The organism is Bradyrhizobium sp. USDA 4341 (assembly GCF_054063755.1).
Genome location: NZ_JBSSGO010000002.1, coordinates 2,612,134 through 2,627,675, shown reverse-complemented (window position 1 = coordinate 2,627,675; position 15,542 = coordinate 2,612,134). Strand labels below are relative to the sequence as shown.

Genomic DNA, 15,542 nt, shown 5'->3' with positions numbered 1-15,542 from the left:
TCGCGCCGAGGCCTGGATGTGTCGCTGAGAAATCACGTGTCGCTGAGAAATCTCACCACCTATCGCAAGAAGCGCGACTTCGGGAAGACCAATGAGCCGTCGGGCGACATCAAGGTGGCGCCCGGCAAGCAGCGGCGCTTCGTGATCCAGAAGCATGACGCGACGCGGCTACATTATGATTTCCGGCTGGAGTTTGACGGCGTCTTCAAGTCCTGGGCGGTGACGCGCGGGCCCTCGCTCGACCCGCATGACAAGCGGCTGGCGGTCGAGGTCGAGGATCATCCGCTCGACTATGGCGACTTCGAAGGCACCATTCCGGAAGACCAGTATGGCGGCGGCACGGTGCAGCTCTGGGATCGCGGCACCTGGGAATCCGACGATCCCGAGCGCGGCTTCAAGAAGGGCGACCTGAAGTTCACGCTGCACGGTGACAAGCTGCACGGCAGCTGGGTGCTGGTGCGGATGAAGAACGACCGCTTCGGCGGCAAGCGCACCAACTGGCTGTTGATCAAGCATCGCGATGAATACGCCGTGGACAGCAACGGCGAAGCGGTCCTCGACGAGGACCGCTCGGTCGCCTCCGGCCGCTCGATGGCAGAGATCGCGGCCGGCAAGGGCCGGGCGCCGAAGCCGTTCATGCTGGCCAGGGGCAACGGCAAGGCCAAAGCAGACGCGGTCTGGCAGTCCAATCGCGGCATGGCCGCGGATGCGCGCGCCAGGACCAAGGCGCCGGCGCCCCAAGAAACATTGAAAGCGCAATTGAAGACGAGGCCGAAAGCGCAAGCGAAGCAAGTGGCGGAGATGCCGGACTTCGTCACCCCGCAGCTCTGCGCCGCGGTCGAGAGTCCGCCCAATGGCGCGGGCTGGTGCCACGAGATCAAGTTCGACGGCTACCGCGTGCAACTCCGCATCGAGGACGGCGAGGCCTTGGTGAAGACCCGCAAGGGGCTCGACTGGACCGACAAGTTCGGCGCGATCGTGAAGGAGGCCGGCAAGCTGCCGGATGCCCTGATCGATGGCGAGATCGTCGCGCTCGACGAGAACGGCATGCCGCATTTCTCGACGTTGCAGGCCGCGCTGTCCGACGGCAAGACCGAGAAGCTGATCTTCTACGCCTTCGACCTGCTGTTTGCCGGCAACGAGGATCTCCGCCCGCTGCCGCTCACCGAGCGCAAGGCGCGGCTGCAGGCGCTGCTCGCGGCGCGCAAGGGCAAGCTGATCCGCTATGTCGAGCATTTCGAGGAGCGCGGCGAGGCGGTGCTGGATTCCGCGCGCAAGCTCGGGCTGGAAGGCATCGTCTCCAAGCGGCTTGACGGCGCCTATCGCTCCGGCCGCTCGGACGACTGGACCAAGGCAAAGATCCGCGCCGGCCACGAGGTGGTGATCGGCGGCTGGAAGACCACCAACGGCAAATTTCGCTCGCTGATGGCGGGCGTCTATCGCGGCGACCATCTGGAGTTTGTCGGCATCGTCGGCACCGGCTTCGGCCAGGACACGGTCCGCCGCATCATGCCGGCGCTGAAGGCGGCAGCGTCCGACACCAGCCCGTTCGGCGGCAAGGATGCGCCGAAGAAGACCCGCGACGTGCACTGGCTGAAGCCGGAGCTCGTCGCCGAGATCGAGTTCGCCGGCTGGACCGACGCCGGCAATATCCGCCAGGCGGCGTTCAAGGGCCTGCGCCAGGACAAGCCGGCGCATGAGGTCGAGGCCGAGCGGCCGGTCGTAACCAGAGTGGTGAAGCCGATGGTGAAAGCAAAATCCGGCGCGGTCATGGGCGTCGCCATCTCCCACCCGGATAAGGCGTTGTGGCCGGATGCAGGCGACGGCGCGCCGGTGACGAAGCTCGACCTCGCGAACTATTTCGAGGCGGTCGGCGAATGGATGATCTCCTACCTCAAAGGCCGGCCATGCTCGATCGTGCGCGCCCCCGATGGAATCAAGGGCGAGACCTTCTTCCAGCGCCACGCGATGGCCGGCACGTCGAAGCTCTTGAAGCTCGCCAAGGTCTCCGGCGACCGCAAACCCTATCTGCAGATCGACCAGGTCGAGGGTCTGGCCGCGGTCGCGCAGCTCGGCGGACTTGAGCTGCATCCCTGGAATTGCGCGCCCGATGCCTATGACACGCCGGGCCGCCTGGTGTTCGATCTCGATCCCGCGCCCGACGTCGCGTTCTCCGATGTGATCGATGCGGCCAAGGACATGCGCCAGCGGCTGACGGCGGTCGGTCTGGAGAGCTTCTGCAAGACCACCGGCGGCAAGGGCCTTCATGTCGTGGCGCCGCTGCTCGCAGGCGCGAAGGACAAGGTGACCTGGAAGGAAGCCAAGGCGTTTGCGCAAGCGATCTGCCAGTGGATGGCGCAGGATGACCCCGAGCGCTATCTGATCAACATGTCGAAGGCCAAGCGCACCGGAAAGATCTTCCTCGACTATCTGCGCAACGACCGGCTCTCGACCGCGGTCGCGGTCCTGTCGCCGCGGGCGCGTCCGGGCGCGACGGTGTCGATGCCGCTGACCTGGAGCCAGGTGCGCGGCGACCTTGATCCGAAGAAGTATACGGTGCGGTCGGTGCCGTCGCTGCTCGCGAAGAGCAAGGCGTGGGACGGCTACGAGGATGCGGCCTCGTCGATCAAGGCGGCGATGGAGAAGCTCGCGGCACGGTGAGAATCGCCAAGAGCGCGCGTTCTCCTCGTCATACCCCGCGAAAGCGGGGTATCCAGCGCGCCGCGGCTGATCCGTTCAATCGTCGATGTCTCTGTAATACTGGATCACCCGCTTTCGCGGGTGATGACAGTTGTTGATGCGGATTGTGCGCAACATCCGCAGGCTACAGGCGTCCGAGCAATAGCAGGATCAGCAGGATCACGATCACGAGGCCGAGACCGCCGCCGCCATAGTAGCCTGTGCCGTAGAACGGCCCGCCGCCGATGCCGCTGAAGCCGCCAAGCAGCGCGATGACCAGAACAATGAGAATGATCGTTCCAAGTGACATTGAGTCTCTCCTCAGCCCGTGGGCCCATTGATCTCTGCCCTTCGGGAAAGGAAACACGTGGGAACTACGAAGGTTCCGGATTCGGCGGCGCGATAAACCTGTGTGGTCCTTCCGTTTGCGCTGGAACACAATTACATCAGGGGAATCCATGGAGGAGTGCACCGCGATGTCGGCTCCGCTGATCGTCTCGATTCCCCACAGCCTCGGCCGCGACGAGGCGATGCGACGCCTGAAGACGGGCCTGTCGCGCGCAGCGGCGAACGTGCCTGTGATGAGCGTCGACGAAGAGCGCTGGGAGAATAACCGCATGAGCTTCCGCGTCCGCGCGCTGGGACAGGTCGCGGCGGGACATCTCGATGTCGAAGATACCCATGTCCGCCTGGAAGTGACACTGCCGTGGCTGCTGCAACGCTTCGCCGAGGTCGCGCAGGCCGCCATTCAGAAGAGCGGGCAGTTGCTGCTGACCAAGCGTTGACGCGCGACGTTAGCTGTGTGCGCGTGCGCGTCTTGGGGCTTGCTTCGGTCCAGCCGCAGCCTTCGCCTTCAGCACCGCGACCGGCAGCCTAGCGAACAGCGTCGAGAGCTGAAGCCTGCTGTCGCCGCCCGGGAGCGCGCATCCAGCCGGGTCGATCTCGCCCTCAAAGGCTTCGGGGCGCGGCCAGCTGCGTCCGCCCTGCGTGAACGGGGCAAATGATTTCGCCACCGCGACGATGACTGCCTCGCGGCCATGGCGCCGTGCGAAGGCGATGACATGATCGCGATGCGGGCCACTGACCGTGAGCGGCTGGTAGTCGCCGCTGCTGAAGACCTCGGGCAGCTCATTGCGCAGCCGCAGCAGATGCCGCGTCCAGGCGAACTTCAGACGGCCGTCGCGCCAGCTCCGCGCCAGCGCGTCCCAATCCGGCGCCTCCAGCGCCGCGAGCATGTTCGCGCGTGCGGCAAAGTCGACCGGACGGCGGTTGTCGGGGTCGACAAGCGAAAGGTCCCAGCTTTCGGTGCCCTGGTAGAAGTCCGGCACCCCCGGCATGGTCGCCTTCAGGGTGATCTGGCTGAGCGAGTTCAGCGCGCCGATCAGCGCGGTGCGCTCTGCCAGGGTCGCCAGCGCATCGAGGAATTCAGGTGAGGCCTTGCGATCGAGGATCCGCGCGATGAAGGTCTTCACGCCCGCTTCGTAAGCTTCGTGCGGATTGAGCCAGCTGGTCTCCTGCTTGCCCTCGCGCGCGGCCTTCAGGGCATAGGCCTGGATGCGCGCGACAAGCGACGTATCGTCGGGGTCCCAGGCGCCGAGCAGGGCCTGATACAGCATGTATTCGAACGTTGCCGATGGGGCGCGCATCTCGCCGCCGCCGAGCACCAGATGCGGCGCGTTGAGCACCTTCCAGCGCGCCACCGCACTGGTCCATTCGCCGGGGATCTCCGCAAGCGCCATGATCCGGGCGCGGGCGTCCTCGCCGCGCTTGGTGTCGTGGGTTGCGGTCGCCGTCATGCCGTGCGGCCATTCGCGGGCACGGGTCTGCATCATGGCGTGGAAGGTCTCAGGCGTAATCGCACTCGCCGCCGGATCGCCGCCGACCTCGTTGAGTGCCAGCAGGCGGTGGTAGCGATAGAAGGTGGTGTCCTCCAGCGACTTCGCCATCATCGGCCCGGTGAATTGCTGCACCTTCAGCGCGAAGCGCCGGATCCGTGGCGCGCCGTGCGGCGGCCGGCCGGGCTTCAAGAGGTCCATGGTCAGGGCATCGCGCAGGAAGTCGAAGATGCCTTCGTCGGCGGCGAACCAGTCGGCGCGGGCGCGCTCGATGGTCGCGCTGATCAGCGCGCGGTCATGCGCGGCTGGTCCCGAGGCGGTGAGATAGGTGCGGTAGACCGGGAAGTGCAGCACGTAGAGCTCGAGCGCCTGCCGCAGGCTGTCGGCGGAGAAGTCGCGGGTCGAATAGTGTCCGCTCGCGATACGCGCGAGCAGCCGCGCAAGCACGGTGAATTCGCTGGTCAGCAAGGTCTCCAGCACGCGGCGCTTGGCCTCGCGCAACACCGGCGTCAAATTCGGCGACTGGTTGCTGATCTGGCGCCAGATCTCGTTGAGCGGATCGAGGCCGCCGCCATCGACCAGCGCCTGGCTGATCGTGTTCATCCATTCATAGCCGGTGGTGCCATGGACGCCGCTGAACTTCGTTAGCCTTTCGTCCTCGCCGAGGATCTTCTCGACCACCATGTAGATCGGCTTTGCCTTGGCGCCCTGCGCGGAGCGGATCAGGCGGCGCAGGCGCTGGAAATACTGGGCGGGGTCGCGCAGGCCGTCGATATGGTCGAGCCTCAGCCCTTGCAGCCGGTCTTCCGCGATCAGCCGCTTCACGAGACTGTGGCTCGCCTCGAAGGTGGCGGCGTCCTCGACCCTGAGGCCGGCCAGGGTGTTGACGTCGAAGAAGCGGCGATAGTTGATGTCGCTGGAGGCAAGCCGCCAGTGGCCGAGCTTGTAGTGCTGGCGCTCCAGAAGGTGATGCAGCGCCAACGTCTGGGTGGGCCGGTCCTCACTGGTGCGATAGGCATCGAGCCCGCGCGCGATGATCTCGGCGCCGCCCTCGATCGCCTTGATCGCCGCCTTCAGGGCCGGCGCTTCCTTGCGGTTCGGGTGACGCAGCCCGCGATACCTGGCGGCGAGCTCGAGCAGCGCGCCCCCGGCGGGACTGTCTTCGGCGGCGGCCTCGCGGACGGTGGTTCGTAGCACCTCGCCATAGCGCTCCGGCGCGATCGGCAGGCGGTGCTCGAAATACCACGCCGAGAAGCTGCCCTCGTTTGCGTCGTAGCGCAGCTCGATCTCGCCGCGCTCCAGCGCCTGGCCATAGGATGAGCCGAGGATCGGCAGCAGCACGCCGCCGCGCGCGCGATAGGGCAGGAGGTCCCAGTCGATGTCGAAGGAGATCGCGTGGGGCGACACTGGTCCCCATTCCAGCACGTCGAGCCACCACGGATTGTCGGCAAAGTGCACGCCGACATGGTTCGGCACGAAATCCAGGATCAGGCCGAGGTCATGGCGCTTCAGCGCATCGCTGAGCCGCGCAAAGCCTTCTTCGCCGCCGAGTTCCGGATTGAATTTGGTGTGGTCGACGACGTCATAGCCATGGGTCGAGCCCTTGCGCGCCTTCATGAACGGCGAGGCATAGACATGGCTGATGCCGAGTGCCTTCAGATATGGCGCCACGGCGGCGGCGGCATCGAAGTCGAAATCGGCAGTGAGTTGCAGTCGGTAGGTTGCGATCGGGATCGCCGGAGGCATTGTGCTATCCGATGTGCCAGCGCACCGCCCAGCCGGGGAGGTCGCTCGACAACGCGGCGCCCCAGATCGCAGTTCCCTTCGGTTCCGCTGCGCCGGTGATATCCCGATCCGACAAATTGGCCGTGAGCCACAGCGTGCGGCCGTCACCCATCCGCCAATGCGCGGTCAAGAGATCGCCCGTGACGCGGTCGCCGCCGAAGCGTGCCCCGATGAGCCGCGGCGTGATCTCGCGCCGGCGCACGGCGAGCAGGTCGCGCACCAGCGTGAGCCGCGCGCGGGTGGGATCGTGGCCAAGCGCCGCCCAGTCGAGCACTGCCGATCGTACCGTCTCCTCGGCAAGCGGGTCGGGTATGTCGTCGCCGTATTTGGCATAGGCCCAGGCGAATTCCTTGCGCCGGCCGGCGCGAACGGCGTTGGCGAGGTCGCCCTTGAAATCGCAGAAGAACGGGAAGGGCGTTGTCGCGCCCCATTCCTCGCCCATGAATAGCATCGGCGTGGTCGGCGCGATCAATGTGACCGCCAACGCCGCCTCGATCGCCTCCGGCTTCGCGATACTTTCGAGCCGATCGCCCAGTGGCCGGTTGCCGATCTGGTCGTGGTTCTGCAGGAAGTTGATGAAGCAGGTCGGTGACAGCGCGCCGCTCGGCTCGCCGCGGGCCTTGCCGCCCCAGAACGCCGAAACTTCGCCCTGGTAGATGTAGCCTGACGACAGCGCCCGCGCGAGGTCCTGCTTCGGCGCGCGGTAGTCGTCGTAATAGCCTTGGGTTTCTCCGGTCAGCAGCACGTGCCAGGCGTGATGATAATCGTCGTTCCACTGGCCGCGGAATTTGCCGCGCGGCGGATCCTCGGCGGCATCGAGCAGGCTTGCGATGTTGTCGCCGTTTTCGAGCACGAGATTGATGTGCCGGCCGGTCTCGGTGGCGAGCTTGCCGGCGGCGTTGCTGAAGTCATGGAGGATGGAGATTTCGCCGGCTTCGACGATGGTGTTGACCGCGTCGAAGCGCAGCCCGTCGAAGCGATAGTCGCGCAGCCAGCTGACGACGCTGCCGATCGCAAACGCGCGCACCTCGGGCACGCGGTAATCGATCGCGCTGCCCCATGGCGTATGCGCGTCGCTGAAGAAGGAGGGCGCATAGCGGCCGAGGTAATTCCCTTCGGGGCCGAAATGGTTGTAGACCACGTCGAGCATCACCATCAGCCCGCGCAGATGCGCTTCGTCGATCAGGGTCTTGAGGTCTTCGGGCCGGCCGTAGGCGCTGTCGGGCGCATACCAGAGCACGCCGTCATAGCCCCAGTTGCGCTTGCCTGCGAAATCCGCCAGCGGCATCAGTTCGAGCGCGGTGATGCCGGTTGCCACCAGATGATCGAGCTTGTCGATCATGGCGCGATAGGTGCCCTCCGGCGTGAAGGTCCCGACATGGGCCTCGAGAATGACGGCCTCATGCCAGGGACGGCCGCGCCACCCGGTCGCGCGCCATTTGAAGGCTGAGTGATCGATCACCTCGCTCGGGCCGAACACGTCGTCCGGCTGGAACGCGGAGGCCGGGTCGGGCACGTCGACGTCGTCATCGATGCGGAATTTATAACGCGTGCCGGCGCGCGCGCCCGTGATCTCGGCGACGTACCAGCCGGCGGCATCGCGCGTGAGCGCGTGCGGCTTGTCGAGCAGGAGGTCGACACGCCTGGCCGCCGGCGCCCAGAGCCGGAAGCGCGCACCGTCCGCGGTCAGTTCGGGTCCGAAGTGCTGCGCACTGCTCATGCGGAGCCTGCGAATGCCAGCACCGAGCGCGGCGGTGCCGTGGTGTCGGCGCCGGCTGCAAACTGCTCGGCCGTTTGTTCTGCCTTGGTCGTGTTCAAGACCTGCTGCCAGCTCCTGTATTCCGCCATCCGCGGCATCCTGAACACGATCTCCTGCGGCGCGGCATTGAGCACGATAAAGATCGGCGCCTGGCCTTGTTCCATCGGCCCCAGCACGTAGGCGAGGAACCGGCTTTCCGGGAATTTCCAGTCGGACTCCTTCATTTCCTCCGCTGATGGCGTCAGCCAGATCACACCATAGCTGCCGTCGGCGCGACGGCCGTCGAGCCAGCTCTGGCAGCGGATCTGGCCGAAGCGCTGGCGGAGCGCTGTGAGGTGACCGATGAAGGCGATGGCGTCGTCGTCCGTGCCGAGATTCTCCCAGCCGATCCAGCCGGTTTCGTTGTCCTGGCAATAGGCGTTGTTGTTGCCGGCTTGCGTGTTGGCGACCTCGTCGCCGGCAAGGATCAGCGGCGTGCCCTGTGCGAGCAGCAGGCAGGCCAGCGCGTTCTTCCTGAGCTGGCGGCGCAGCGCGATGATGGCAGGATCGTCGGTCGGGCCTTCATGGCCGCAATTGTTGCTGTGGTTGTCGTTGGAGCCGTCGCGATTGTCCTCGCCATTGGCCTCGTTGTGCTTCTCGTTGTAGCTGAAGAGATCGGCGAGCGTGAAGCCGTCATGCACCGTGATGTGGTTGACGCTGGCGCGGGTCGCGCGGTTGTCGTGGTGAAACAGATCCGAGGACGCGGTCATACGGCCCGAGATGTCGCCGATCAGGCTGCCTTCGCCGCTCCAGTAGCGCCGCATCGCGCTGCGATAGCGGTCGTTCCATTCCGACCATTGCGACGGAAATGCGCCGACCTGGTAGCCGCCGAGACCGAGGTCCCAGGGCTCGGCAACCATCTTGGCGGTCGCCAGCACCGGGTCCTGGCGGATCGCGGTGAGGAAGGGATGGTTGCGATCGAAGCCGTTCGGCCCGCGCGCCAAGGTCGTGGCGAGATCGAAGCGGAAGCCGTCGACATGGCAGACCTCGATCCAGTAGCGCAGCGAATCCATCACCATCTGCAGCACGCGCGGATGGGTGAGGTTCACCGAGCTGCCGCAGCCGGTGAAGTCGTCATAGAAGCGCGGGTTCTCGCGGTTCAGCCAGTAGTAGGAGGCGTTGTCGATGCCGCGGAAGCACAGCGTCGGGCCCATATGGTTGCCCTCGGCGGTGTGGTTGTAGACGACGTCGAGCAGCACCTCGATGCCGGCATCGTGCAGCCGCGCCACCGTGGTGCGGAACGAGTCCAGCGCATTGTCCTGGGCGTAGCGTGCCTCCGGCGCGAAGAAGGCGATGGTGTTGTAGCCCCAGTAATTCGACAGCTTCTTCTCGACCAGGACGCGGTCGTCGATCAGGCCGTGGATCGGCAACAGCTCGATGGTGGTGACGCCGAGCCGCTTGAGGTGGTCGATCATCGCCGGCGACGACAGGCCGCCATAGGTGCCGCGCAGGTTCGGCGGCACGTCGTCGCGCTTCTGCGTCAGGCCCTTGACGTGGGCCTCATAGATGATGGTGTCTTGCCAGGGAATGTGCGGCCGGATCTCGCGTCGGCCCCAGTTGAAGGTCTCGTCGACCACCACCGCCTTCGGCATGCCGCGGGCATTGTCGCGCCGGTCGAAGGAGAGATCCTCGCGCGCGCTGCCGGTTCGGTAGGCGAAATGCGCATCGCTCCACACCAGCCGGCCGGCGAGCCGCTTGGCATAAGGGTCGAGCAGCAGCTTGTTGGCGTTGAAGCGGTGGCCGCGTTCCGGCGCGTAGGGGCCGTAGACGCGATAGCCGTAGAGCTGGCCCGGCGAGACGTCGTTGAGGTAGCAGTGCCAGACATCCTCGGTGCGCTCCGGCATCTCGATCCGCTCGAGCTCGCGGCGGCCCTGGCCGTCGAACAGGCACAGCTCCACCTTCTCCGCATTCGCCGAGAACAGCGCAAAATTGGTGCCTCTGCCGTCCCAGCTTGCACCGAGCCGTGCGGACGTACCCCCGGTCAGTCGCATGAATCAGCTTTCCGGTACGAGAAAGATCGCAGCCAGCGGCGGAATGGTCAGGCTCAGCTCGGGCGTGGCGCCCTCCGAGGCACGGACCTCGCCGATATTGCCGACATTGGTGCCGCCGTAATGGGAGGAATCCGAGTTGAACACCTCGTGCCATTTGCCCGCGAACGGCACGCGGACGCGATAGTTGCGGTAGACGTTGGGCGAGAAGTTCAGGACCACGAGGCAGCGGGCGCGCGCATCGTTGCCCTTGCGGATCCAGCCGAACACATTGTTGCCGGCGTCATCGGTGATGACCCATTCGAAGCCGGCCTGGTCGCAGTCGAGCTCGTGCAGCGCCGGCAGCGCGCGATAGAGCCGGTTGAGATCGCGGACCAGGTTCTGGATGCCGCTATGCCTCGGCTGTTGCAGCAAGTGCCAATCGATCGAGTGGTCGTGATTCCATTCGCGCTCCTGGCCGAACTCGCAGCCCATGAACATCAGCTTCTTGCCGGGATGCCCGAACATGAAGCTGTAATAGGCGCGCAGGTTGGCGAAGCGCTGCCAGTCGTCGCCGGGCATGCGGCCGAGGATCGAGCGCTTGCCGTGCACGACCTCGTCGTGGGACAGCGGCAGGATGAAGTTCTCCGAGAAGGCGTAGTGCAGGCCGAACAGGATGTCGCCGTGATGGAATTTGCGGTGGATGGGATCCTTGCTGATATACTTCAGCGTGTCGTGCATCCAGCCCATGTTCCACTTGTAGCCGAAGCCGAGCCCGCCATATTCGACCGGCCGCGACACCTGCGGCCACGCGGTGGATTCCTCCGCCGCCGTCATCGCCTGCGGGAAGTGTGCGTAGAGTTCGGTGTTGAAGCGGCGCAGGAAGTCGATCGCCTCGATGTTCTCCCGGCCGCCATATTTGTTCGGAATCCAGCCGCCGGCGGGACGGCTGTAGTCGAGATACAGCATGGAGGCGACGGCATCGACGCGCAGCCCGTCGATGCCGTAGCGATCGAGCCAGAACAGCGCGTTCGACACCAGGAAATTGGTGACTTCGGTGCGCCCGTAATTGTAGATCAGCGTGCCCCAATCGAGGTGACGGCCCTGCAGCGGATTGGCGTGCTCGTAGAGCGCGGTGCCGTCGAAATTGCCGAGACCGTGCGGATCATCGGGGAAATGCCCGGGGACCCAGTCGAGCAGCACGGCAAGGCCTGCGCCGTGGCAGGCGTCGATCAGCGCGGCGAAATCATCGGGCGAGCCGAAGCGGCTGGTCGGCGCGAACATCCCGGTCGGCTGATAGCCCCACGAGCCGTCGAACGGATGCTCGGTGATGGGGAGGAATTCGATATGGGTGAAGCCCATGTCGCTGGCGTAGGCGGGAAGCTGCTCCGCCATCTCGCGATAGGTCAGCCACTCATTGCGGCCCTTGCGGCGCCACGATCCGAGATGAACCTCGTAGATCGACATCGGCGAGCTCAGCGCGTTGACGCGATCGGGCGCCGGGCGCGGATGCGGGATCTTGCGCTCGTCGATCACGATCGAGGCGGTCTTCGGGCGCACCTCGGCGGCGAACGCCAGGGGGTCCGACTTCAACGGCAAATGCTGGCCGTTGCGCCCGATGATCTCGAACTTGTAGTGATCGCCGACGCGTGCGCGCGGGATGAACAGCTCCCAGTAGCCCGGGCCGCGCACCCGCATCGGATGCCGCCTTCCGTCCCAGAAATTGAAGTCGCCGACCACGCTGACCCGCCGCGCATTCGGCGCCAGCACCACAAAGCCGATGCCGTCGACGCCGTCGAGCGTCATCGGATGGGCGCCGAGCGTGTCGTAGACGCGCAGATGCGTACCCTCGCCGAGCAGATAGAGATCGAAATCGCTCAGGATCGGCGGAAAGCGGTAGGCATCTTCCAGTTCGACGACGTTGTCGCCGAAGCGGGCGCGGAGCTGGTAGCGCGTCGAACCGTTCGGCAAGGGACCCGCGAACAGGCCGGCGTCATGGATTTTGGCCAGCGGCGCCGCCTCGCCATGCTCCCCGATCGCCTCGACATTGCTGGCATCAGGCAGGAAGGCGCGCACGACGTTGCGATCCCCCTCGGCATGAAGCCCGAGATAGTGGAAAGGATCGGAGTGGCGGCCCTCGATGATAGCATAGGCCTCGGCGGGCAGTTTGGTCATGCAACCTCATGCGGCTGTTGGGCCAGGAGTCTCAACAGGCCAGTCAGTGGGACGCGGAGCCAATCCGGCCGATTGGCCAACTCATACTCGATCTCGTAGAAGGCTTTCTCAAGCAGGAAAAAGTTGAGTAGGCGATCGGCCGCCCTGGCGTCGGCGGGCCAAAGGCGCTGGCCGGCCATGGTCTCGCGATAGGCCGCCAGCAGGGCATCCGCGGCCTGGTCGCGCCATTCGGCCAAAGCGAGGCTTAGCCTGCCGCTCTCGTCGGGGGCGACCTTGAGCGCCCGTTCCAGCGCGACAGTCGCCGCATAGTCGATCGAGCGGATCAGCCCGGCGACGTCGCGCGCCGCCGGTGCCTTGCGGCGCCGCTCGGCGATGGTGCGGCCCGGTCCGCCGTCGAAATCGATGATGAAGACGTCGTCCTTGACGACCAGCAACTGGCCGAGATGCAGATCGCCATGATGGCGGATGCTGAACCCGTCGGTCTCGCGCGGCAGCAGCGCCTTGAGCCGTTCCGGAAGCATGTCGTGCTGGGACTGCAACTGATCGGCCAGCAGCCGGTCGGCCTCTTTCAGGGAGCCGCGCCGCTGCTTCAGCGTGTCGAACACGCGTTCGGCGCGCGCCATGATCTCGTCGCTCCAGCGCTGCAGATCTTCGGGCCTGGTCGGTTCGGGCGCGAAGTCCGGCAGGTCGCGGTTGCTGGCGAGCGCGATGTGCAGCTCGGCGAGACGTTTTCCGCTGTGCGACAGATGGCGCAGATAAGTCGCATGATCACCGTTCTCGTCGGGATTTTCGCTCGCCGCCAGCAGGCGCTGCCGCTCGACGAGGCGATCGAGGTGAGCAGCGGCCACGGTCCAGAGGTCGCCCTGGTTGACCACCATGGTGTGCAGCACCGCGATCGCGCTGCGATTGTCGCCCTCCACCAGTTCCGATGTGCCGAGCAATGCGGGTGTGTTGGGGAAATTGATCACTTCGGTGAGGAAGCGGCCCATCTCGATCTCCGGATTGATGCCGACCTCGAGCTTCCGGTAGATCTTGGTGACATACTCATTGTCGACCAGCGCGGTCGAATGCGGCTGATCGTTCTCGAAGACGCGGATCCGCTCGGGCTGCCGGACCGGGCGGTCCGAGAAGCGGCTGGTCGGCCGGAATTCGAGCTTCAGGCGCTGTTCGCCCTCGTCGACCGTGAGGTTTTCCCTGAGATTGCGCAGGAACAGGCCGGTGAAGATCTGGTCGGTGGCGACATCGAGCAGCGTGCCCTCGCGCGCGCCCTGACGGATCGCGGCAAAGGCGCGCGGGTTGTAGCGCTCGCGGTCGAAGCGCACCCATTCGATCTGCATCGGCAGCACGTAGCGGCTGGTGGTGCCGCGCTCCGTGGTTTCGAAGAAGATCAGCCAGGGCCGGTTGTCACCGATGTCGCAGAACGGGATCGCGGACACCAGCGTCGGCTGGATCGCTTTCGCGGAATGCTCCGGGTACCAGCGCGAGCGGGCGAGATGGCCGGGCAGCACGTCGTGTTCGAACACGCCACGCTCCCGCGCCAGCGACGTCCAGGTCGAACCGAGCGGCACGACCAGCGTCTCGAACTCCGGCACCGCCCGCGGCTTCACCGGCTCGGACTTGTCGCGCTCCTGCAGCTGGAACCAGTAGAAGCCGTAGGGCGCCAGCGTGATCATGTAGGGCAGCTCGCCGATCGCCGGGAAGCGCGTGCGTCCGAGCATCTCGAGCGGAATGCGGTCCTTGAAGGCGGAGAGGTCGAGTTCGGTGGCCTGCGCCGAGCGCGACAGATTGGCGACGCACAGGATTGCCTCGCCCTGGTACTGCCTGACATAGGCGAGCACCGAGCGGTTCTCGGGGCGGATGAAAGTCATGGTGCCGCGCCCGAAGGCAAGCGTCGACTTGCGCACCGCGATCAGCCGCTTGGTCGCCGACAGCAGCGACGAGAGGCTGCGCGACTGTGCCTCGACATTGACCGATTCGTAGCCGTAGACCGGGTCCATGATCATCGGCGCGTAGAGCCGCGCCGGGTCCGCGCGCGAGAAGCCGCCGTTGCGGTCCGGCGACCACTGCATCGGCGTCCGCACGCCGTTGCGGTCGCCGAGATAGATGTTGTCGCCCATGCCGATCTCGTCGCCGTAGTAGATGATCGGCGTGCCGGGGAACGACAGCAGCAGCGAGTTCATCAGCTCGATCTTGCGCCGGTCGTTGTCCATCAGCGGCGCAAGACGGCGGCGGATGCCGACATTGATGCGGGCGCGCGGGTCGTTGGCGTAGGTCGACCAGAGATAGTCGCGCTCGACGTCGGTGACCATTTCAAGGGTCAGCTCGTCGTGATTGCGCAGGAACAGCGCCCACTGGGCGGCTGCCGGAATGTCGGGCGTCTGCCTGAGGATGTCGGTGATCGGAAAGCGGTCTTCCTGCGCGATCGCCATGTAGATGCGCGGCATCAGCGGGAAGTGATAGGCCATGTGGCATTCGTCGCCATGGCCGAAATATTCCTGCACGTCCTCCGGCCATTGATTGGCCTCGGCCAGCAGGATCTTGCCCTTGGCATAGGCGTCGAGCTCCTGGCGCAGCCGCTTGATGATGGCATGCGTCTCGGGCAGGTTCTCGTTGTTGGTGCCGTCGCGCTCGCACAGATAGGGAATGGCGTCGAGCCGGAAGCCGTCGACGCCGGTGTCGAGCCAGCGCTTCATCACCTGCACGATGGCGCGCACCACGCGGGGATTGTCAAAGTTCAAGTCTGGCTGGTGCGAGAAGAAGCGGTGCCAGTAGAACTGGCCGGCTTCCGGATCCCAGGTCCAGTTCGACTTTTCCGTGTCGGTGAAGATGATGCGGGTATCGAGGTATTTCTGGTCGGTGTCGCTCCAGACATACCAGCTGCGCGCGCTCGAATTCGGCGGGCTGCGGCGCGCGCGCTTGAACCAGGCGTGCTGGTCCGAGGTGTGGTTGATGACGAGCTCGGTGATGACGCGCAAGCCGCGCTTCTTGGCCTCCTGGATGAAGCGCTTGAAGTCCTTCATCGTCCCGAAATCGGGATTGATGTCGCCATAGTCGCCGATGTCGTAGCCGTCGTCGCGGCCGGGCGAGGGATAGAACGGCAAGAGCCACAGCGCGGTGACGCCGAGCTCCTGCAGATAGCCGAGTTTATCCGTCAGGCCTGCGAAGTCGCCGATGCCGTCATTGTTGCTGTCGGCGAACGCCTTGACGTGCAGCTGGTAGATGATGGCGTCCTTGTACCACAGCTGGTCCGCGGTCTCGGTCGCGACCTTCTCCTGGCTATTGACGGAGGAGAATACGTTCATG

General features: G+C 65.5%; 8 protein-coding genes. 2 read left to right on the top strand and 6 right to left on the bottom strand.

Translation table 11 applies throughout. From position 1 onward, the window contains the following. The first annotated feature begins 36 nt into the window (after positions 1 to 36). Positions 37 to 2,661 (top strand): DNA ligase D, encoded by a 2,625-nt coding sequence (gene ligD, locus ACVIGB_RS18445; RefSeq protein WP_456749177.1) that lies wholly within the window; start codon positions 37 to 39, stop codon positions 2,659 to 2,661. A 163-nt stretch (positions 2,662 to 2,824) separates the two neighbouring features. Here ligD and ACVIGB_RS18440 read toward each other — a convergent pair whose 3' ends face one another. Next, positions 2,825 to 2,989 carry a DUF3309 family protein gene (locus ACVIGB_RS18440; RefSeq protein WP_456721563.1) on the bottom strand — a complete coding sequence of 55 codons (165 nt, stop codon included), beginning with the start codon at positions 2,987 to 2,989 and terminating at the stop codon, positions 2,825 to 2,827. Between the two features lie 166 nt (positions 2,990 to 3,155). On the opposite strand from ACVIGB_RS18440, the gene ACVIGB_RS18435 reads away from it, so the two are divergent. Next, entirely contained in the window at positions 3,156 to 3,464 is a 309-nt protein-coding gene (locus ACVIGB_RS18435; protein WP_092125961.1) for a polyhydroxyalkanoic acid system family protein, read from the top strand. Positions 3,465 to 3,473: 9 nt separating this feature from the next. On the opposite strand, the gene treY is transcribed toward ACVIGB_RS18435, so the two are convergent. From treY to treS, 5 genes are read right to left on the bottom strand one after another with little or no spacing between them, the layout of a single operon-like run. Then, on the bottom strand, positions 3,474 to 6,260 hold the full coding sequence (gene treY / locus ACVIGB_RS18430) for a malto-oligosyltrehalose synthase (protein ID WP_456749176.1): 2,787 nt from the start codon (positions 6,258 to 6,260) through the stop codon (positions 3,474 to 3,476). 4 nt (positions 6,261 to 6,264) lie between these two features. After that, a complete protein-coding gene (treZ, locus tag ACVIGB_RS18425; RefSeq protein ID WP_456721564.1) occupies positions 6,265 to 8,019 on the bottom strand; it encodes a malto-oligosyltrehalose trehalohydrolase in 1,755 nt (584 codons plus the stop codon). Then, complete coding sequence (glgX, locus tag ACVIGB_RS18420) at positions 8,016 to 10,088, bottom strand: glycogen debranching protein GlgX (protein WP_456721565.1); 2,073 nt, start codon at positions 10,086 to 10,088, stop codon at positions 8,016 to 8,018. Before glgX ends, treZ begins: the two co-directional genes overlap by 4 nt. Before the next feature lie 3 nt (positions 10,089 to 10,091). After that, the gene (gene glgB / locus ACVIGB_RS18415) at positions 10,092 to 12,239 is read right to left on the bottom strand and encodes a 1,4-alpha-glucan branching protein GlgB (RefSeq protein ID WP_456721566.1); all 2,148 of its coding nucleotides are present in this window, start codon (positions 12,237 to 12,239) and stop codon (positions 10,092 to 10,094) included. Beyond that, the gene (gene treS, locus ACVIGB_RS18410) at positions 12,236 to 15,541 is read right to left on the bottom strand and encodes a maltose alpha-D-glucosyltransferase (RefSeq protein WP_456721567.1); all 3,306 of its coding nucleotides are present in this window, start codon (positions 15,539 to 15,541) and stop codon (positions 12,236 to 12,238) included. Before treS ends, glgB begins: the two co-directional genes overlap by 4 nt. Position 15,542 lies beyond the last annotated feature (1 nt).